We start from the raw sequence: 21,231 nt of genomic DNA, 5'->3' as shown, positions 1-21,231 counted from the left end.
ACGGTGTTTTTGATTTTCCTGAAAAGTGGATTTCATTTTTCAATTAGCGACTTTATTTTTAGGGTTTTTGGCTGAATATATAGGAATCATCGGGTTAGCGGATGGTGGGAAAGTATCCGAAAAGTTGAAAATTTAAATTGCTTACACGATTCACCGTTTTTTTAGCGGAAATAATTATGCCAGTATAAATACGTAGTCAGGTGTTTCTTACTCCGATCAAATATCACAAAAGGATTGTTTCGATGTCCAACAATGGCTCGTCACCGCTGGTGCTTTGGTATAACCAACTCGGCATGAATGATGTAGACAGAGTTGGGGGCAAAAATGCCTCCCTGGGTGAAATGATTACAAATCTGTCGGGTATGGGTGTCTCCGTACCGAACGGGTTTGCCACAACCGCCGATGCCTTTAACCTGTTTTTAGACCAGAGCGGTGTAAACCAGCGCATTTATGACCTGCTGGATAAAACGGATATTGATGATGTGACCGAGCTTGCGAAAGCCGGTGCCCAAATCCGCCAGTGGATTATCGACACACCTTTCCAGCCGGAACTGGAAAAAGCCATTCACGAAGCCTACAACCAGCTATCAGCGGATGATGCCCAGGCGTCGTTTGCCGTGCGTTCTTCTGCCACCGCGGAAGATATGCCCGATGCGTCATTCGCCGGACAGCAGGAAACCTTCCTTAACGTCCAGGGTTATGACGCCGTGCTGGTGGCGGTGAAGCACGTCTTCGCGTCCCTGTTCAATGACCGCGCCATCTCTTACCGCGTGCACCAGGGCTATGACCATCGCGGCGTGGCGCTTTCTGCTGGCGTACAGCGCATGGTGCGCTCCGACGTGGGCTCTTCCGGCGTGATGTTCTCCATCGACACCGAATCCGGCTTCGACCAGGTGGTGTTCATCACCTCGGCGTGGGGTCTGGGTGAGATGGTAGTACAGGGCGCGGTGAACCCTGACGAATTCTACGTTCATAAGCCGACACTGGCCGCAAACCGTCCGGCGGTCGTTCGCCGCACGATGGGCTCGAAAAAAATCCGCATGATCTATGCCCCGACGCAGGAGCATGGCAAGCAGGTTAAGATTGAAGACGTACCGCAGGAAATGCGTGACCGTTTCTCCCTGACCGATGCAGAAGTGCAGGAGCTGGCGAAACAGGCGGTACAGATCGAAAAACACTACGGCCGTCCGATGGATATCGAATGGGCCAAAGATGGCAACACCGGCAAGCTGTTTATCGTGCAGGCGCGTCCGGAAACTGTCCGCTCCCGCGGTCAGGTGATGGAGCGTTATACCCTGCACGCACAGGGCAAAATCGTGGCGGAAGGCCGCGCGATTGGTCATCGCATCGGTGCCGGTCCTGTCAAAGTGATCCATGACATCAGCGAGATGAACCGTATTCAGCCAGGCGATGTGCTGGTGACCGACATGACCGACCCGGACTGGGAACCGATCATGAAGAAAGCGGCGGCCATCGTCACCAACCGCGGTGGCCGTACCTGCCACGCGGCAATCATCGCCCGTGAGCTGGGGATCCCTGCCGTTGTCGGTTGCGGTGACGCGACCGAGCGCATGAAGGACGATCAGAAAGTGACCGTCTCCTGTGCGGAAGGTGATACCGGTTACGTGTATGCCGATATTCTCGACTTCAGCGTGAAGAGTTCAAGCGTCGATACCATGCCGGATCTGCCGCTGAAGATCATGATGAACGTTGGTAACCCGGATCGTGCGTTTGACTTTGCCTGCCTGCCGAACGAAGGCATTGGCCTGGCGCGTCTGGAATTTATCATCAACCGTATGATTGGCGTTCACCCGCGCGCGCTGCTGGAGTTTGACGACCAGGACGCGAAGCTGCAGAACGAAATCCGCGAGATGATGAAAGGTTACGACTCGCCAAAAGAGTTCTACGTCGGTCGTCTGACCGAGGGGATTGCCACGCTGGGCGCGGCGTTTTATCCGAAGCGCGTGATCGTGCGTCTGTCCGACTTTAAGTCAAACGAATACGCGAATCTGGTGGGGGGTGAGCGTTACGAGCCAGAAGAAGAGAACCCAATGCTCGGCTTCCGTGGCGCCGGACGTTATGTTTCTGACAGCTTCCGTGCCTGCTTCGCGCTGGAATGTGACGCCGTGAAGCGCGTGCGCAACGACATGGGACTGACCAACGTTGAGATCATGATCCCGTTCGTGCGTACCGTGGATCAGGCGAAAGCGGTGGTGGAGGAGCTGGCACGTCAGGGTCTGAAGCGCGGCGAAAACGGGCTGAAGATTATCATGATGTGTGAAATTCCGTCCAACGCCCTGCTGGCTGAGCAGTTCCTGGAGTACTTCGACGGCTTCTCTATCGGCTCGAACGACATGACGCAGCTGACGCTCGGTCTTGACCGTGACTCCGGCGTGGTCTCTGAACTGTTTGATGAACGTAACGAGGCGGTGAAAGCGCTGCTGTCGATGTCCATCCGTGCGGCGAAGAAACAGGGTAAATATGTCGGGATTTGCGGTCAGGGTCCGTCTGACCATGAAGACTTTGCCGCATGGCTGATGGAAGAGGGGATTGACAGCCTGTCCCTGAACCCGGACACCGTGGTGCAAACCTGGCTGAGCCTGGCCGAACTCAACAAGTAACGCCATCAGCACCAGAAAAAGGCGAGGATATATTCCTCGCCTTTTTTATTTCATGCCTTATTTGCTCCCCATCACAAATAAAGTAAAAAACCAAATATCATAATTTGTCTGTTAATTTAGACAATTGTTAGCGCGCAAAGCGTTGCTAATACTTGAGCCTTACCGCGCATTTCCCTCGCTGATGCGCAACTGGTTGAAATACGTTTTAACCTGATAAAAAGGCAAATAACAATGACAATCTCCTCTGTATTGCGTACCAAAGATAAAATAGGTTATGGCTTAGGTGATATGGCCAGTGCGCTGGTCTGGCAAACGGCAACCTTATTTCTCGCCTATTTTTATACGGATGTTTTCGGTTTGCCAGCGGCCATCATGGGAACCATGTTTTTAGTGGTGCGCGTGGTGGATGCTTTTGTCGACCCCTGCATTGGCGCGCTGGTCGACCGCACCCAGACGCGGCACGGTCGCTTTCGTCCCTGGCTGCTGTGGTTTGCCATCCCATTTGGCGTAAGCTGCCTTATCACCTTCTATGTACCGGACGTCGGGCCGACGGCGAAAATCGTCTATGCCTGCGTCACTTACGCCATCTTAAGCCTTATTTATTCCGCGATTAACGTCCCGTATTGCGCCATGCCCGGGGCGCTGACGCTGGATCCGCGTGAGCGTCACTCGCTGCAGTCCTGGCGCTTCGGCCTGTCGTTCATCGGCGGGTTGATTGTGACGGTGATCGCCTTACCGCTGGTCTCGCTGTTAGGCCAGGGCAACGTTCAGAAAGGCTATTTCTATGCCATGAGCATGATGGGCCTGCTGGGTATTATTCTCTTCTTCTGCTGTTTCCTGATGACCCGCGAGCGTTATTCCCCGCGCAATGACACCTCGGGTTCGATGATCGGCGATTTAAAACTGCTGGCCGGAAATAGCCAGTGGCGAATTGTTTTCCTGTTTAATATTTTGCTGTTAACCGCAGTGGTGACGCGTGGTTCTGCCACCATGTATTACGTGAAATATGTGCTTCTGCGCCCGGAGCTGGTATTTGCCTTTATTGTTTCCGGGATGGTGGCGTCCTTAACGGGGGCATTATTATCTGAACGTCTGTTGGGGAAATTTGACCGCGTCCGCGCCTATCAGTGGACCATTATTTCCTTCGTGATTTTTGGCGCGCTGATTTTCTTCCTGCCGCCTTCGCAGATCTGGCTGATTTTTGGCCTCAACATTATCTTTAGCTTTATTCAGAACCTGACCACGCCGCTGCAGTGGACCATGTTCTCTGATGTGGTCGATTATGAGGAGCATCGCAGCGGCCGTCGTCTGGATGGTCTGGTCTTTTCTACCGCGCTGTTTGCCATCAAATTTGGTCTGGCGCTGGGCGGGGCGGTGGTCGGTTGGGTTCTCGGGATGGTGGATTATGCGCCCGGTCAGGCAACCCAGGCACCGCACGTGCTCTCTACCATTAATGCGCTCTTCACCCTCATCCCCTGCGTGCTGTTCCTCTGTATGGTCGCGCTGCTGACCATTTACAAACTCAACAGCAAGCTCGTCAATTCCATCGCCCGCGAGCTGGCCAGCAAACGCGAGGTGCGAGACGAGACAGGACAACTCACCCCGGCCACCCATTCCGCAATACAGGAGTAACACATGACTGCGATTTATAAGGACGCGGGACGTCCCGTGCATGAACGCGTCGCCGACCTACTGGCACGCATGACCCCGGAAGAGAAGTTCGCCCAGATGCATGCCTACTGGTTGATCCTCGATGAAAACGGTAACCACCGCGAACGCAGCGATCTGAGCGATGAATTCGCGGGCGTGAGCGAACAGGCTGCGCTTAGCGAACGGCTGAAACTGGGGGTGGGACAGATCACGCGTCCACTGGGCACCCATATCGTTGATGCGAAAACAGGCGTGCGTGCCGCTAACCGCCTGCAGCGCATGATGATGGAAGAGACGCGCCTCGGTATTCCGGCGCTGTTCCATGAAGAGTGCCTGGTGGGGCTGTTGTGCAAAGATGCCACGCTGTTCCCGTCGTCGCTGAACTACGGTTCGACCTGGGATCCGCAGCTGGTGCAGCGTGCGGCAGAACAGATTGGCAAAGAAGCACGCTCTGTTGGCTGCCAGCAGGGGCTGGCCCCGGTGCTGGATGTCTCTCGCGACGTTCGCTGGGGACGCACCGAAGAGACCTTCGGAGAAGACCCGTGGCTGGTGGGGGTGATGGCCACGGCATACGTAAAGGGTTTGCAGGGCGATAAGCGCGATCTTCTGGCAACGCTCAAACATTATGTGGGCCACTCCTTCAGCGAAGGGGCACGCAACCACGCGCCGGTGCATCTGGGCTTTAGCGAACTGAACGACACCTTCCTGCTGCCGTTTGAGATGGCGGTGAAGCTGGCCAATGCCGGTTCGGTGATGCCCGCCTATCACGATATCGATAACCAGCCCGGACACAGCGACCACTTCCTGATGACAACCGTGCTGCGTGAACAGTGGGGGTTCGATGGGATCATCGTTGCGGACTACGGCGGCGTGAGCCTGCTGCACCAGCATCATGGCATCTCGCACGATGCCGCCGAATCTGCAGCGCTGGCCTTCAATGCCGGGCTGGATGTCGAACTACCAAAAGATGACTGCGCGCGTCATCTGGCACAAGCCGTTGAGCGCGGACTGATTATTTCCATGGCGAAAGTCGATGAAATAGTGGCACGCGTCCTGACCGAAAAATTCCGTCTTGGCTTGTTTGAAAAACCGTATGCCGATGAACAGGGCATCGATTTGCAAAATGAGGCAACGCGTCAGGTTGCAAGGGAAGTGGCGACCCGTTCGCTGACGCTGCTTGAGAATAACGGCATTTTGCCCCTCGGCGGCAACCCTCGCGTGGCGGTCGTCGGGCCAACGGCAGACGATCCGCTGGCGCTCCTCAGCGGTTACAGTTTTCCGGTGCACTTAATTATTAGCGACATGGTGGAAGAGACCTCGCAGGTCACGACACCGCGCGCGGCGCTCGAGCAGTATCTGGGGGCCTCGCGGGTACGTTATGCCAAAGGCTGTCACATTATCGAAAAACGGATGGCGGGTGCGCCGGTGTTTCCGGGTGACAGCGGCGGTAAACCCATGCAGCAATCTCCGGTCTCGCAGCGTACCGACCTGATCCCTGAAGCCGTGAAAGCCGCACAGGAGAGTGACGTGGTGGTGGCCTGCGTTGGCGATCTCGCCGGGCTGTTCCAGAGTGGAACCGTCGGGGAAGGCTCTGATACCGACTCTCTGGATCTGCCGGGCGTACAGCAACAATTGTTGGCTGCGCTGGTGGCCACCGGCAAGCCGGTTATCGTGGTCATGACCGGCGGGAGGCCTTACAACCTTCAGGGGCTGGAAGATAACGTCGCCGCACTGATGATGGCCTGGGCACCAGGGCAGGAGGGCGGCTGGGCGATTGCGGATGTATTAACGGGCCGCGCTGAACCGCAGGGACGTCTGGTGGTCAGCGTGCCGAAAAGCGCGGGAGCAATGCCCTATTACTACAACCACAAGCTCAAAAGTGGCGGCACACCGTTTGCTTTCCATTTTGGCTCCCGCTATCCCTTTGGCTTCGGTCTCGGCTGGACGCAGTTTAGCTGGGGAACGGCGCGCGTGGCTGAACCCCGCGTTCCGATCGACGGCGAGGTGGTCGTAAGCCTGGATATCACCAATACCGGTGAGCGCAGCGGCAGCGAGGTGGTACAGGTCTATGTCCGGGATAACGTCGCCACGCAGGTGCGGCCATTGCAGGAGTTGAAGGCGTTCCAGCGCGTCACGCTCTCACCGGGTGAAACCGCCACACTCACCTTTACGTTGCCCGTCGAGATGTTCAACTTTACCCGTCGTGACGGCAAACGGATCGTCGAGCCGGGTGAATTTGAGCTGCAGATTGGTGCATCGTCGGCGGATATTCGCGAGGTGGTGACGGTCAATGTGACCGGGGAAACCCGTGTATTGTCAACGGAATGGCGGATGCTCAGCACCTGTGGCGTCAGCCGCGCGTAATCAGGATAAAAAAAAGCCCATCGTGGGAGATGGGCAAAGACTACACACAGCAATTCGTTGTTTCACTCAGGGGATTTCCATGCTTATAAATCAAGGTGTTGATTTATAACCGTGTCCTAATAGTAGGCATGTCAGCTTTTAGCGTCGATCAGATTCGTCTCAATAGTTAAAGAGACGTAAAGATTTCTTGAGGTTAATAGGGGACTTAGAGCCGTAATAGCGGGTCTGACCAGTGCGCAACGAATAAATACTTTAGCAACGTTTAAGTATTAAGGGGGAATATGTAGGCCGGGTACGCGACTGCGTTACCCGGCCTGTCCATTACTGCTTGTTCTTATCTTCCAGCTCTTCCAGTTCGCTCAAAATCACGTCCGGGTCCGTTCCCGGAGGCGGGATTTCATGCACCCAGGCGGAGAACAGACGCCAGGTCACGGCCAGAAGCACCGGACCAATAAACAGACCAATCATCCCAAAGGCAATCAATCCACCAATTACGCCTGAGAGAATAAGGATCAGCGGCAGGTCTGCGCCCATGCGAATAAGGATGGGACGAATAACGTTATCCATGGTGCCAACCACGCAGCTCCAGACCAGCAGAACGGTGCCCCACGTGGTATCGCCGGTCCAGTACAGCCAGATAATGCTGGGTACCAGCACCAGCAACGGACCCAGTTGCGCAAGGCAGGTCATCAGCATGACCACGGTGAAGACGGTGGCGTACGGCACGCCAGAAATCGCAAGACCAATACCGCCCAGCACCGCCTGAACCAGCGCCGTTACCACGACGCCAAGCGCAACCGCGCGCACGGCCTGCGCCGCCAGCAGAACCGCGGCATCACCCCGTTTGCCCGCCAGGCGAGTGGCAAAATGACGAACGCCCAAAGCCACCTGCTCACCACGCCAGTACAGCAGGGCACTAAAGACCAGCATCAGCGTACAGTGCATCATAAAGCGGCCAATGTGCGCTGCCTGACCCACAAACCAGGTGGTGGTGGTGCCAATATACGGGCGCACTTTCGCCATCAGCGCGCTGCCACCCATCTCCAGCAGGCCATGCCAGCCGCTGTAAAGTTTTGCGCCAACAACCGGAATGCTGTTAAGCCAGGCGAGATCCGGCGGCGTCAGATCGCCACTGGTCACGGCGCGAATCACCGGGCCGCTGGAGTCGACAAGGCTGTTGACCAGCAGCGCAACGGGAATAATAAACAGCAGGAACAACAGCAACGTCATCACCAGGACCGCCAGCCCACGACGTCCGAAGAGCAGTTTCTGCAACCGTAACAGTAAAGGCCAGGTGGCAACCACAACGGTTGCAGCCCAGGCGAAGCCGAGAATGAAGGGTTGAACGATCCACAAACACGCAATAATCATGAGGGCCAGGAACAGCACCGACAGCAAAATTTGCGCAACATCCCTGGGCTGGCGAAGATTGACCATAAATGAAACTTTCCTTAATTGAACACCAGCGTGGCTGGCGGGAACGGAAAACCGCGATTCTCTAATCATTAATGATTTCAGCGATTTTTGACAGGCGAATTCTGCCTGTAATTCTGCAGAGCGTATAAGAAAAAAATGTGATAAAACTTTTACGATACACGCAAACGATTTCACACCTCTAATTAGGGTCGACAGTAATGATCCCACAGATTTCTCAGGCACCTGGCGTCGTTCAGCTGGTGCTTAATTTTTTGCAGGCACTGGAGCAACAGGGTTTTACAGGGGATACCGCCACACATTATGCCGACAGGCTGACAATGGCGACCGACAACAGTATCTACCAGCTTCTTCCCGATGCAGTCGTGTTTCCCCGTTCAACGGCCGATGTGGCGCTTATTGCGCGACTGGCAATGCAGGAGCGATTTACCTCGCTGGTGTTCACGCCACGCGGCGGCGGCACCGGCACCAATGGTCAGGCGCTGAACCAGGGCATCATCATTGATATGTCGCGCTATATGAACCGCATCATTGAGATCAATCCCGAAGAAGGATGGGTGCGTGTCGAAGCGGGCGTCATCAAAGATCAGCTTAACCAGTACCTCAAGCCTTATGGTTACTTCTTTGCCCCCGAGCTCTCAACCAGCAACCGTGCGACAATCGGTGGGATGATTAACACCGATGCCTCCGGGCAGGGGTCGCTGGTCTACGGTAAAACCTCCGATCACGTTCTTGGCGTGCGTGCGGTGCTGCTGGGCGGCGATATCCTGGATACCCAGCCGATGCCGGTCGAACTGGCGGAAACGCTGGGTAAAGACAACACGGCCAACGGGCGGATTTACCGCACCGTGCTTGAGCGCTGTCGCGATAACCGCCAGCTGATCCTCGACAAATTCCCTAAACTGAACCGCTTCTTAACCGGCTACGATCTGCGTCATGTCTTTAACGATGACCTGACGCAGTTTGATTTAACCCGCGTGCTGACTGGCTCCGAAGGGACGCTGGCATTTATTACCGAGGCGCGGCTGGACATTACGCCGCTGCCGAAAGTGCGTCGGCTGGTGAACGTCAAATACAACTCCTTCGATTCTGCCCTGCGAAATGCGCCCTTTATGGTTGACGCGCGGGCGCTGTCGGTGGAAACCGTCGACTCTAAAGTGCTTAATCTGGCTCGGGAAGACATCGTCTGGCACTCGGTGAGTGAGCTTATCACCGATGTACCTGATAAAGAGCTGTTGGGTCTCAACATCGTTGAATTTGCCGGTGATGACGAAGCGCTGATTGAAAGCCAGGTCACCACGCTCTGTCAGCGGCTGGACGAACTGATTGCAGCAGGCGAAGGTGGGGTGATTGGCTGGCAGCTTTGCAGCGAACTCTCCGGCATTGAGCGTATTTACGCGATGCGTAAAAAAGCGGTGGGGCTGCTGGGCAACGCGAAGGGGGCTGCCAAACCGATTCCCTTTGCTGAAGACACCTGCGTCCCGCCTGAGCATCTGGCGGATTACATCGTTGAGTTCCGCGCCCTGCTGGACAGCCACGGTCTGAGCTATGGCATGTTCGGCCACGTGGATGCCGGGGTGCTGCACGTGCGTCCGGCGCTGGACATGTGCGATCCGCAGCAGGAGATCCTGATGAAACAGATCTCCGACGATGTGGTGGCGTTGACCGCGAAATATGGCGGCCTGCTCTGGGGAGAACACGGGAAAGGGTTCCGCGCGGAGTACAGCCCGGCGTTCTTCGGTGAAGCGCTCTACGCTGAGCTGCGTAAGGTCAAAGCGGCATTCGATCCGGATAACCGTCTCAACCCGGGTAAAATTTGCCCGCCAGAGGGCGTCGATGCCCCAATGCTGCAGGTGGACGCCGTCAAGCGCGGCACCTATGACAGACAAATCCCGATTGCGGTGCGCGCCTCCTGGCGCGGTGCAATGGAGTGTAACGGTAACGGTCTGTGTTTCAACTTCGACGTGAAAAGCCCAATGTGCCCGTCGATGAAAATTACCAGTAACCGCATCCACTCGCCCAAAGGCCGCGCAACGCTGGTCCGCGAATGGCTGCGTCTGCTGGCCGACCGCGGGATTGATCCGCTGAAGCTGGAACAGGAATTACCGGAAAAACGCGCCAGTCTGCGCTCGCTGATTGAACGTACCCGCAACAGCTGGCATGCGAACAAAGGCGAGTATGATTTCTCCCACGAGGTGAAGGAGGCCATGTCCGGCTGCCTGGCCTGTAAAGCCTGCTCAACCCAGTGTCCGATCAAGATTGATGTGCCGGAGTTTCGCTCACGCTTCCTGCAGCTTTACCATACCCGCTATCTGCGTCCAATGCGTGACCATCTGGTGGCGACGGTGGAGAGCTATGCCCCGCTGATGGCGCGTGCGCCGAAGACCTTTAACTTCTTCATCAATCAGCCGCTGGTGCGAAAGCTTTCCGAAAAACATATCGGGATGGTGGACCTGCCGCTGCTGTCAGTCCCTTCGCTACAGCGTCAGCTCGTGGGGCACCGTTCGGCGAATATGACGCTGGAGCAGCTTGAGGCGCTGACCCCTGAGCAGAAAGCCAATGTGGTGCTGGTGGTGCAGGATCCGTTTACCAGTTACTACGATGCCCAGGTGGTAGCCGATTTTATCCGTCTGGTAGAAAAACTGGGCTATCAGCCGGTGGTACTGCCGTTCTCACCAAACGGCAAAGCGCAGCACATTAAAGGTTTCCTTACCCGTTTTGCGAAAACGGCGCGGAAAACCGCTGACTTCCTCAACCGGGTGGCGCAGCTAGGGATGCCGATGGTCGGTGTCGATCCGGCGCTGGTGCTCTGCTACCGCGATGAGTATAAGCAGACGCTGGGGGAGCAACGCGGTGATTTCCACGTCATGCTGGTGCACGAGTGGCTGCCGGCGGCGCTGCAACAGGCGACCGTGAAGGATGTGAGCGGTGAATCGTGGTATCTGTTCGGCCACTGCACGGAAGTGACGGCACTGCCGGGCGCCCCGGCGCAGTGGGCGTCTATCTTTGCCCGCTTCGGGGCGAAGCTTGAGAGCGTCAACGTGGGCTGCTGCGGCATGGCAGGTACCTACGGGCACGAAGTGAAAAACCACGAGAACTCGCTCGGTATCTATGAGTTGTCGTGGCATCAGGCGATGCAGCGTTTGCCGAGGAACCGCTGTCTGGCTACGGGCTACTCCTGCCGAAGCCAGGTGAAACGGGTTGAAGGGAACGGGGTGCGTCACCCATTACAGGCCTTACTGGAGATAATTGGATGATCTGGAAACGAGCCGTGACGCTGCAGGCGCTGAATGCCATGGGCGAGGGGAATATGGTAGGGCTGCTGGACATTCAGTTCACGCGTATTGGCGAGGATGAACTGGAGGCCACGATGCCTGTCGATCATCGCACGCATCAGCCGTTTGGTTTATTGCACGGCGGCGCATCCGTCGTGCTGGCCGAAACCCTGGGGTCCGTGGCGGGTTATCTTTGCACCGAAGGGGAGCAAAAGGTCGTCGGGCTGGAGGTGAACGCGAACCATATTCGCTCGGTGCGAAGTGGACGGGTGCGCGGCGTTTGTCGCGCGCTACACGCCGGTAGCCGCCATCAGGTGTGGCAGATTGACATTCTTGACGAGCAGGATCGGCTCTGCTGTTCGTCGAGACTGACGACGGCGGTCGTGTAAAGTTTTCAGATGTTTTGCCTTTGGTCAAAAGCTAGCCAGCCTCTTGTGATATACTGGTCAGGTTTTGTACATAAGCGAGGACATCATGGATACTGAAATAACCCCAACACAGCTGGCAATTGAATATTTACGTCGTGATAAAAGCAACCTGTCTCCGGCGCAGTACCTGAAAAAGCTGAAACAGCTTGAACTGGAGTTCACAGATTTGCTGGCGCTCTCTTCAAATGAGCTTAAAGAAGAGATCTACTTTGCCTGGCGGTTGGGCGTTCACGTCCATTGATCATTGATCGTGACAGTAAAAAAAGGCCGCGTCAGCGGTCTTTTTTGTATCTGACATTCAGTACCGGGCAGGCAGTTTATTGATTTTAACGAGCCTGCCATCTTCTATCTCAATGAACCCGCCTGTTTTTAAATCCGCCAGAATACGCATCACCCCGCTGCGCGACAGCTGGGTTTTTTCGCGAATATACCGCTCTGCGGTGATGGCGTTGCGATAACTCTCATCTTCATCCATCAGCTTTATCAATTGCTGGCGAATCATCTCATAGGCCGTGGGCGCGCCCTGAGGCATCACATTATTGTATAGCCGGTTATAAACAAACATCAGGTGCTTAGACAACAACCCCCATAACCCATTCTCTTTGATAACGGCTTCCACCTGAGCGGTGGTAAGCATACCCGTCAGGCAGGGGGTCACGGTTTTAAGATAATCATTGAAGTAGATGTCTGTCAGATTGGCGAGGCCAAAAAGCGCCGGGCTACGTGCGGTGGTGAGCATCATGTTGTCGCTTCTGCGGTAGATAGCAACGGTGCCTTCGAGGATCAAATAGCACACGCTCTGGCCATTCACCTGGAGATCCAGCTGTTCGCCGGGAGCAACATTGCGCGTGGTACAGTAGGGTTGCAGGAATGAAATCAGTTCTCGCGCGTAAGGAGAACCACGATGCGTTTTTTCAGTAGAGGACATAACCTATAACCCGTAGCGATAACCCCCCTGATTATAGCGTTACTCCTTATCGTAAACACGAGGCTAATCAGTATTTACGTGGTAAATGACGGATTTCCAGCAGCACGCCACGCTCCATCGTGATGTACTTTCCGGTACGCAGTTCCGCGAGAATACGCATAATCCCACTGCGTGAAAGGTAGGTTCGACTCTTGATATACGCTGCCGCCGTGATGTTTTTCCGTACGGCATCTGGCTCCTGCATCAGTTCGACCAGCTGGAACCGGATAATGTCATAGGCTGACATCTGCGATATTTGCGCGCAGTGCTCGTATACCCGGGAGGCGGTATAGATGAGTAGCTTTGAAAAATGTTCCCATAAGTTTTTTTCCGCCACGATCTTATTAAAATTATCCAGAGAGACATGTGCTATTTCGGAGGTTTCAAGCGCTCTGACGTACAGATGTTCAGAGGAGAACTGGCTGCTGACACCCAGAATAAAAGGTGAGGATTCTGAGTTTAAAACAATACCATCGCCACGACGATGCAGCGCAACGCTGCCGTGTAACAGCAAAAAACAGAGGCGAACATCATTATTGTGATACTGGATAATTTCGCCTTTCGCGAGAATATGCCTTTCCGTAAAAGGCAGCACAGTACTGATTAACTTATCAATATGGGCATACGGCTTTAAATCCAGTACGGTAGATTTTACATCGGTGAGGACCGCTGTCATTCGCGTGTTCATAAGGTGCTCCACTGCTTTCATTGCGATCATGGTTGACCGGCGTAGAGAATTATCTTAAAAAACAGCGACTACGGGAATATGCAGCACAGGTCTAAAAGTAGACTTTCAATATTATCCTGACTAACATTTTGAATTTAATGATCTTAACACTCCGGTCTATTAATAGACTGCCTGTTATATGCATAAGGTATTCCTTATTTACAATGTTTTATTTTTGTTAATTACGGGTCTACGGAAAGACTCCAAAAATGATTGTCGACGTCAACGGGGTTGTATAAATTTTATTTCATCGACAGCAAGTCATATGCGTCTTCAGACGTTTAATGAAATAAAGTTATTTCATTTTTTTCGCTGCTGTCTGTAAAAGGCAAAACATTAAGCGGGTGAAAAAACCGACGCGTCTTTTTGTCTGAATGTTAATAATAAATAAAGTAATACAGGATATAGCATGATGAAAAAAACACTTCTTCTGGCAACGATCGCAGCAGGTTCCGTACTGACAATGGCCAATGCGTTTGCCGCTGCAGGTACCGTTAATTTTAACGGAAATATTCTGGATTCTGCCTGTGACGTTGATGTGGCATCTCAGAACCAGGTGGTTGTACTTGGGGATTATTATAAAACAGAGTTTACCGCGACGGGGGCGAGAACTGCGGCAACGAAATTCGATATTATTTTGAAAAATTGCCCGGTCTCGGTCACGAACGCCAAAGTGCGCTTTGACGGTACTCCGGATGCGTCTAATAGTAATCTTCTGGCGATTGACACCTCCGTGGCGGGTGCCGCAACGGGCGTGGCGATCAACCTGATGACCGCGGATAAAGCCGACCTGCCTCTGCATGGCAGCAATGGTTACACCTACATGCTCAGCAGCTCTGCAGACAACACGCTCAATTTCTATGCCCAGTATATTTCGACCACGGCCAGCGTCACGGCAGGCCCGGCGAATTCTGTCGCCAACTTCTCGGTGGTTTATAACTAGCTCTTTTGCCTGAACGTCGGGGCCGCCCCGGCCCCCAATTTTATGAGGAACAGAATGTATTTTTTCAGAACCCCTTTACTGGCAACAGCGTTGTTATCTCTGATGCTGTCAACGGCTCATGCCGGCGTCATTATTGGTGGTACGCGCATTATTTTTGATGGCGCTAAAAAGGAAACGTCACTCAGTGTGAATAACCCTGATGGTACGCCGTATTTAATTCAGTCATGGATCGACGTGCAGGAAGGGGCGTCAGGCAAGGTGCCTTTTATTATTACGCCGCCTTTGTATCGTCTGGATGGCGGGCAAAAAAACGTTGAGCGCATCGTGATGACGGGGGCACTGCCTCAGGATCGGGAAAGTTTATTTTGGCTGAATATTAAAGCGATTCCGTCTGCCTCAACGCAGATGAACGCATTACAAATTGCGGTTAAAACGCGCATCAAACTGATTTATCGGCCCGCTGAGCTGCACGCGTCCACGCCTGACGAACAGGCCAGTCAATTACGCTGGCGCAGAACCGGGAATGAACTTCAGGTTAATAACCCGACCGCGTATGTCATCAATTTTAATGAAATCACCCTTGGGGGTAAAAAAATCGATGACGTGTCGTATGTCTTACCCGGTGGCTCAGTCCGTTTCACGTTACCGCAGGGGGCCAGCGGCAGTGTACTGACGTTTAAAGTGATTAATGACTTCGGCAGCCCTGGGGGCCCGCATCAGGCAACCTTATAACCGGTGAAACGCGGGCATTGCCTGTCATAAATGAGTTAAAAGCGATGGCAATACACTATTTTCGGGCTCGACCTGCACCCCTGGCGACAGTGATCGGATTAATACTTGCAGGTTCATCGCAGGCGCTTTTTGCCGGTGAGACATTTAATGCCGAACTGGTTGAACTTGATAATCCAGGAAGAGGGAGAACGGATTTATCGGCATTTGAATCCGGATCGCAGGCACCCGGCACCTATCACGTCGATATTGTTCTTGATGACCAGCTAATGGCGACCCGCGATATCACCTTTACTGCAGTAAAAGACGAAAAGGGCAATGACGTCCTCCGGCCGTGCCTGAGTCTTGACCAGTTAAAACAGTGGGGCGTAAGAACCACGCTTTTCCCGCAGCTGGCGGCGAACAACGGTGAATGCGCAAACCTTCAGGCGATCCCGCAGGCCAGTAGCGATTTTCAGTTTGGCGCACAGCGGCTGGTGATCAGCATTCCTCAGGCCGCCATCGACCTGCCAGCCAGGGACGCGGTTCCGCCAGAGATGTGGGATGAGGGGATTAATGCCGCCATGCTTAATTACAGTCTGAGCGGCGCAAACGCGTGGGCGAAGAACACTCGCGGCAGCCAGAATGATAGCCAGTACGCCAACCTGCGCCCCGGGGTCAATATCGGGCCGTGGCGCTTACGTAATTACACCACCTGGTCACGGGATTCCACCGGTGAGGATCGGTGGGACAACGTGTATACCTATGCGCAGCGCGCCGTTATTCCGCTGAAAGCACAGCTGATTATCGGGGACAGTACCGCACCGGCGGATGTTTTCGACAGTATGCCATTTCGCGGCGGTCAACTGGCCTCGGATGATGACATGCTGCCGGACTCTCTTAAAGGCTATGCGCCCGTGGTCCGCGGCATCGCGCGAACCAATGCGCAGGTGGTGGTCCGCCAGAATGGTTATCAAATTTATCAGAGCTACGTGGCGCCAGGCGCGTTTGAAATCTCGGACATGTATCCCACCGGCGGCGCAGGCGATCTGGATGTGACCATTAAAGAGGCTGACGGGAGTGAGCAGCATTTCACGCTGCCTTATGCCTCGCTGCCGGTCCTGCAGCGGGAAGGACGACTGAAGTATGCGGTGACGGCCGGGCAGTATCGCGCCTACAACAGTCGCGTGGAGAAAACGTCCTTTGGTCAAATCACCGGTATTTATGGGATTCAGCACGGCATCACCCTTTACGGTGGGATGCAGGGGTCTGATAAATACCGTTCAGTGGCGTTTGGCATCGGTAAAAACATGGGGGATATCGGCGCGATCTCTGCCGACGTAACCCAGGCCTGGTCAACGCCGAATAACACCGACAAAACATCCGGTCAGTCCTTGCGCGCGCGTTACAGCAAAAATATGGCGAAGACCGGGACAAACTTTTCAATTGCGGGATACCGATATTCAACCCGTGGCTATTACGGGATGCAGGACGTGCTGGATTCCTACGGCGACAGCAGTGCCCTGCAGGACCGGCGGCGTAACCGTGCTGAACTGACCATGAGCCAGGCGCTGGGCGGCGCGCTGGGTTCACTGACGCTCAGCGCCGCACGCGAGGATTACTGGAATTCTGGTCAGGCGATGGCCTCCTGGAGCGTGGGCTACAACAATGACTGGAACAACGTCAGTTACGGTTTGACCTGGACCTACAGCAAGAATGGACGCGGGAGCGCGCAAAACGCGGACCACGATCGGTTGCTGGCCTTTAACGTCAGCGTACCGTTGGACAAATTCTTGCCGCGTACCTGGGCTAACTATGGCATGAACGCCAGTAAGCACAACGGCACGACGCACGTGGTCGGGCTGAACGGCGTGTCTCTGGAAAACAGCGCCCTGAACTGGAACGTGCAGCAAGGTTATGGCACACAGGGCACGGGAAATACCGGCAACCTGAACGGCGACTATAAAGGCACCTATGGCGAAATTGTCGCGGGCTACAGCTACGACAAACACAACGAGCGCCTGAATTACGGGTTGCAGGGGGGCGTCATTGCTCACCGTGACGGCATCACGCTTTCGCAGCCGCTCGGTGAAACCAATATCCTGGTGAAAGCGCCGGGTGCACACGGTGTCGATATTCGCAATCAACCCGGGGTTCGTACGGATTTCCGCGGGTATACAGTGGTTAACAATCTGTCGGTATACCGAAAAAACGACATCACTCTTGAGCCGGAAACTATGCCGGATGACGTGGGACTTGAGATTAATACGCGCACCGTAACACCGACCCGCGGGGCGATAGTGGAAGCCGATTATAAGTCTAAAATCGGGCGCCGGGTGCTAATGACCCTGTCCGATGGGCAATATGCCGTTCCGTTTGGTGCGGTCGTCACGCTCAAAGGCGACAGCAACAGCAGCTTTATTGTGGGCGACCGTGGTCAGGTCTATTTAACGGGACTGCCCGGACAGGGAGAGATCGTGGCAACCTGGGGAAATCAACCCGGTCAGCAGTGCCGCGCGCAGTTTAGCCTGCCTGCACAACCCACCTACGGCGGAATAACCGACGTTAACGCGCTTTGCCGCCAGGAAGGTTAAAAATGAAATTTGCTTTATCTCTGATCCTGCTCTGTTTACTGAGCGGGTGGAATAGCGCCCGTGCCGGCACCTGTACAACCATCACGCCGCAAATATCGACGATATCTGTGGGCACGATTAACGTGCAGCGTGATGCCCCCGTGGGCACCATTATTTTTTCTCGCGCCGCCTCATCAACGGGAACCTATTTAACGGGATGTTCTAACCCGCTGATGCTGGGATTCAGTATGCGATATAACAATGGGAACCTGAGCAGCTACGGTAACCATGTTTATGCCACCAATGTCAGCGGTATTGGTATTCGCTTTTCCTCGGGGAATTATTTTGAAAACCCGGCTTACACGTTTTCGTATAACGCGGTGACGTCGTATGTGGATTGGTTTGGTGGAAAAGTTGAGCTGGTGGTGACCGGCCCGGTAACGTCGGGCGCTTTAACGCCGGGCGTTATCGGAACCGTGGCGCTTCAGGGAAGTGACGGTGTTTATCGTGACGGTCTGACGGTCCAGTTAACTGACGGCACAATTAATGCGCTGGCATGCACGATAACGACGGCGCAGTTGACGTTCCCGATAGGCGATATTCCGGCCTCATCGTTTGGCTCCGTTATTGGAACCACGCCATCCGGCGCCCAAAATACGCAAAATCTGGGGTTAACCTGCAGTGCCGGCACCAATATCAGTGTGTCACTCAGCGGTATGCAAAATCCGGACAGCGCCAATACCAGCGTCATGGCATTAACCGGTCAGGGGAATGCCGGTACGGCAAAAGGGGTAGGGGTTCAGCTACTTTATAACGGTTCTCCTTTGGTAATGAACGGTCGCCTGTTATTAAAACAGTCTGCGGGAGGACAGGAGACGCTCCCGTTAACAGCGCGCTATTACCAGACGTTAACCACCGCGGAATCAGGCTCGGCAAATGCATCAGCCACGCTTACGATAACCTATCAATAACCGGTGAGATGATGAAAATAATTCCCACGGCGTTGCTTGTGTCGGGTTTACTGTGCGGCAAAGCGCTATGTGCAGACAGCGTAAATATCGGGGTCACCGGAAATATCGTGGCCTCACCCTGCCTGTTTAATAACGGCAATACGAATCTCGATATTAATCTGGGCAATATCCAGGCGAGTAATATGGTGACGCCAGGATCATTCTCTGACCCAGTTACGTTTGATCTGTTATTTACCCAATGTCCGGTGGGGACGCGTAGCGTCACCGCTACCTTTACGGGTACACCCGACCCTGTTGCCGGCGCCGACTATTACATTAACCGCGGTACGGCCACCCACGTGGCGATAGCAATGCGCGAGGCCGGAAGTGGCATACTGAAAGGGAACGGCTCCAGCATGACGGATTATGTCGCCTCAGACCGGACGGCGAAGATGGCCATGCAGGCTGCGGTTATATCCACCGGAGGCAGGGCGACGCCCGGCACCCTCAGCGCAGTGGTGGTCATTACGCTGCAATACAATTAAGTCGCGCGGGATTTCACGCGCATTTTTGCTTCCCGTCGGTGTGGTCTATGTTGAATATTTTAATTAGCGAGACGGATTCGTTATTTCAGTCTGGTCTGCAGTATTTTTTTATGGATTTCTTTTGGCGTAATTTTAATGACTGTATTCATTTTGATTATGAAATGACGCCGCATAACGTCAGCACGGCGGATATTATTGTCCTCTCTTTATGCCAGGGAGAAACCCTGACCTGTTTTCCGGAATTACAGTCACGGCAAAAAGGCATTGTGATCGGCTGGGTTGATGATGAGCAACGGTCTACGGCGTCGCAATCCTGTTATCAGGATATTATTTTCATCTCCCGCAGGGCCTCTCTTGACATGATTGGCGAGACGGTAGGGTGCGCGTGGCGTAAAACGCAGTTGAAGGGGCATGTGCTGCAGAAAACGTCCTGTTTCGATTGCGAGCATAAGATATTATCACCGCAGCAAATACGCATCGTCATGAACCTGTATAAAGGCTTATCCGTTATGCAGACGGCAGACGCGTTACAGATCGGCTATAAGACCGTTTTTGCGCACAAATACATGATCATGCAAAAATTTAACCTGCGAAGTGATTATGAGCTTATCGCGCTGCTCAACAGGATGGTGAAGAAAAACGGCACCCCCAATATTTTTCGTGATTCTGTGAGACAGGGTTTCCAGGACCGCCCCTGTCTGGAGGCGTAAAGGCACTTTTATTGATGACAGGAATAACGGAAACAAGTGTTCGGTTATGAAACTTTAGAGTTGCATCTGCAGCATGTTATTTTTACGTTTTATATAACGATTAATTAGCGATGCAAATTCATAAAACCCTGAAACCGATTTTTGTGACCAGGTTCAAGTGTGTGGGGCCGGAATGTTTAATTTCCTGCTGCCGCGGCTGGACAATTTCCATTGATAAAAAAACACATCAAAAATATCTTTCATCAACGCATCCCGGTATCGCTGCAATAGCCAAAGACAATCTGATTCTGCAGCGTAAAGGCAAAGTAAACTATTCCCGTATTAAACTGGATGAAAATGGGGAGTGTCCGTTTATCGATGAAAATAAGCTCTGTATGGTACACCGTGATTTAGGTGAAAGTGCCTTATCGCACACCTGCAGTACTTATCCCCGAAGCTCCACCCGCTATCTGGATGAAACTCGCCACAGCATGACCCTTTCATGTCCGGAAGTGGTCAGGCGGGTTCTCTTCGACCCCGATGCGATGTTATTGCAGGAGCAGGATGAACTGCTGGCCGTTTATAAAACCAATCTGATTGGTCAGCGCCAGTCTATGCCTCAAAGCAGCCAGGTCATTCATCTCCTTGCGTGGAAAATAATCCAGTCGCCAGCGAGGAATGTTGAAGAAAATTTGATGGCGCTGGCTCAGTTGATCCTGACCTTACAGCATGTGAACTTCGATTTGCACAATCAGTATGAGCAGGTTGAACGCTTTTACGAAGCCTTGCTGGAAGCGTTGCAGAGCGGTAAATCGCTGCTCTCTGAAAGCAATGTCGGGCGATCAAATGCGATGAAATATCTGGCGTTGTCGATCCTCGGCACGAACGTGGCGCGAGATTCTGCACGGGATGGGTATATCAACGAAGGGCATCGGCAAATTGCTGACTTTTTGAATTTCAGCCATGACAGCGATCCCGCCAGGCTGGCGCAGAAATTCGACGCGATTAACCAGCAGTGGGGGAAACTTTGCCAGGAATCCTGTCTGTCAGAGCCGTACGTATTACGCAACTATCTGTTGTACAAACTCTACAGCGGCTATTTCCCGGGTAAGAATACTGCCACCATTATGCGTCAGTTTTATCGCATCGTTCTGGACTTTTTCTACCTGAAAGTTTTCCTGAGCGTCAAATCAATGGATGAACAACTGGACCAGCAGATGGTCATGAAAACCATCGCCAGCTTCTCAGAAAAGACCCTGCACAATCAGACCATTGATGCCCGTATGGATTTTGCTATCGATAAGATTAACGGTGGGGACGACCTCTCGTGCCTGCTGCTCATTGGCTAACGTATAAC

General features: G+C 53.7%; 16 protein-coding genes and 1 other RNA gene. 13 read left to right on the top strand and 4 right to left on the bottom strand.

Features of this window, described 5'->3' with window-relative positions; all coding sequences use genetic code 11:
- Nucleotides 1–242 precede the first annotated feature (242 nt).
- The 3 genes from ppsA (at nt 243) to AB6731_RS06610 (ending at nt 6,635) form a co-directional block, all read left to right on the top strand.
- Nucleotides 243–2,621, top strand: a complete 2,379-nt coding sequence (ppsA, locus tag AB6731_RS06620) for a phosphoenolpyruvate synthase (RefSeq protein WP_371006069.1) — start codon at nt 243–245, stop codon at nt 2,619–2,621.
- Nucleotides 2,622–2,852: 231 nt separating this feature from the next.
- Nucleotides 2,853–4,253 carry an MFS transporter gene (locus AB6731_RS06615; protein WP_020884385.1) on the top strand — a complete coding sequence of 467 codons (1,401 nt, stop codon included), beginning with the start codon at nt 2,853–2,855 and terminating at the stop codon, nt 4,251–4,253.
- A gap of 3 nt (nt 4,254–4,256) precedes the next feature.
- On the top strand, nt 4,257–6,635 hold the full coding sequence (locus tag AB6731_RS06610) for a glycoside hydrolase family 3 N-terminal domain-containing protein (protein ID WP_371006068.1): 2,379 nt from the start codon (nt 4,257–4,259) through the stop codon (nt 6,633–6,635).
- A 5-nt stretch (nt 6,636–6,640) separates the two neighbouring features.
- On the opposite strand, the gene rprA is transcribed toward AB6731_RS06610, so the two are convergent.
- Both rprA and ydiK read right to left on the bottom strand, forming a co-directional pair.
- An RNA gene (rprA, locus tag AB6731_RS06605) (antisense sRNA RprA) lies at nt 6,641–6,748 on the bottom strand.
- Between the two features lie 208 nt (nt 6,749–6,956).
- Complete coding sequence (ydiK, locus tag AB6731_RS06600; RefSeq protein WP_020884383.1) at nt 6,957–8,072, bottom strand: AI-2E family transporter YdiK; 1,116 nt, start codon at nt 8,070–8,072, stop codon at nt 6,957–6,959.
- A 197-nt stretch (nt 8,073–8,269) separates the two neighbouring features.
- Between ydiK and AB6731_RS06595 the strand changes: the two genes are divergently transcribed.
- The 3 genes from AB6731_RS06595 to AB6731_RS06585 all read left to right on the top strand — a co-directional run bounded on the left by AB6731_RS06595 (nt 8,270) and on the right by AB6731_RS06585 (nt 12,013).
- Nucleotides 8,270–11,326: an FAD-binding and (Fe-S)-binding domain-containing protein gene (locus tag AB6731_RS06595; protein WP_371006067.1), complete on the top strand. Its 3,057-nt coding sequence runs from the start codon at nt 8,270–8,272 to the stop codon at nt 11,324–11,326.
- Nucleotides 11,323–11,733 (top strand): 1,4-dihydroxy-2-naphthoyl-CoA hydrolase, encoded by a 411-nt coding sequence (gene menI, locus AB6731_RS06590; RefSeq protein ID WP_020884381.1) that lies wholly within the window; start codon nt 11,323–11,325, stop codon nt 11,731–11,733. The genes AB6731_RS06595 and menI overlap by 4 nt, the downstream gene beginning before the upstream one ends.
- An 85-nt stretch (nt 11,734–11,818) precedes the next feature.
- Nucleotides 11,819–12,013, top strand: coding sequence for a YdiH family protein (locus AB6731_RS06585; RefSeq protein ID WP_003857766.1), 195 nt, complete (start codon nt 11,819–11,821; stop codon nt 12,011–12,013).
- A gap of 57 nt (nt 12,014–12,070) precedes the next feature.
- On the opposite strand, the gene AB6731_RS06580 is transcribed toward AB6731_RS06585, so the two are convergent.
- The gene (locus tag AB6731_RS06580; RefSeq protein WP_014169722.1) at nt 12,071–12,700 is read right to left on the bottom strand and encodes a winged helix-turn-helix transcriptional regulator; all 630 of its coding nucleotides are present in this window, start codon (nt 12,698–12,700) and stop codon (nt 12,071–12,073) included.
- Nucleotides 12,701–12,767: 67 nt separating this feature from the next.
- A complete protein-coding gene (locus AB6731_RS06575; protein WP_025204381.1) occupies nt 12,768–13,427 on the bottom strand; it encodes a winged helix-turn-helix transcriptional regulator in 660 nt (219 codons plus the stop codon).
- 451 nt (nt 13,428–13,878) lie between these two features.
- Between AB6731_RS06575 and AB6731_RS06570 the strand changes: the two genes are divergently transcribed.
- The 7 genes from AB6731_RS06570 to fliB all read left to right on the top strand — a co-directional run bounded on the left by AB6731_RS06570 (nt 13,879) and on the right by fliB (nt 21,223).
- On the top strand, nt 13,879–14,409 hold the full coding sequence (locus AB6731_RS06570) for a fimbrial protein (RefSeq protein WP_020884377.1): 531 nt from the start codon (nt 13,879–13,881) through the stop codon (nt 14,407–14,409).
- A 54-nt stretch (nt 14,410–14,463) separates the two neighbouring features.
- Nucleotides 14,464–15,141, top strand: a complete 678-nt coding sequence (locus AB6731_RS06565; protein ID WP_149376634.1) for a molecular chaperone — start codon at nt 14,464–14,466, stop codon at nt 15,139–15,141.
- 44 nt (nt 15,142–15,185) lie between these two features.
- Nucleotides 15,186–17,711, top strand: coding sequence for a fimbria/pilus outer membrane usher protein (locus AB6731_RS06560; RefSeq protein WP_371006066.1), 2,526 nt, complete (start codon nt 15,186–15,188; stop codon nt 17,709–17,711).
- A 2-nt stretch (nt 17,712–17,713) separates the two neighbouring features.
- Nucleotides 17,714–18,661 carry a fimbrial protein gene (locus AB6731_RS06555; protein ID WP_371006065.1) on the top strand — a complete coding sequence of 316 codons (948 nt, stop codon included), beginning with the start codon at nt 17,714–17,716 and terminating at the stop codon, nt 18,659–18,661.
- Between the two features lie 8 nt (nt 18,662–18,669).
- Nucleotides 18,670–19,185, top strand: a complete 516-nt coding sequence (locus AB6731_RS06550; protein WP_371006064.1) for a fimbrial protein — start codon at nt 18,670–18,672, stop codon at nt 19,183–19,185.
- Between the two features lie 47 nt (nt 19,186–19,232).
- The gene (locus AB6731_RS06545) at nt 19,233–19,895 is read left to right on the top strand and encodes a LuxR C-terminal-related transcriptional regulator (protein ID WP_014169729.1); all 663 of its coding nucleotides are present in this window, start codon (nt 19,233–19,235) and stop codon (nt 19,893–19,895) included.
- Between the two features lie 110 nt (nt 19,896–20,005).
- A complete protein-coding gene (gene fliB, locus AB6731_RS06540) occupies nt 20,006–21,223 on the top strand; it encodes a flagellin lysine-N-methylase (RefSeq protein ID WP_044859405.1) in 1,218 nt (405 codons plus the stop codon).
- The last annotated feature ends 8 nt before the right edge of the window (nt 21,224–21,231 follow it).

This window comes from Enterobacter sp. RCC_40 (genome assembly GCF_041360735.1).
In the GTDB taxonomy this organism is placed as follows: Bacteria; Pseudomonadota; Gammaproteobacteria; order Enterobacterales; family Enterobacteriaceae; genus Enterobacter; species Enterobacter ludwigii.
This window is presented reverse-complemented; position numbering and strand designations above follow the sequence as displayed.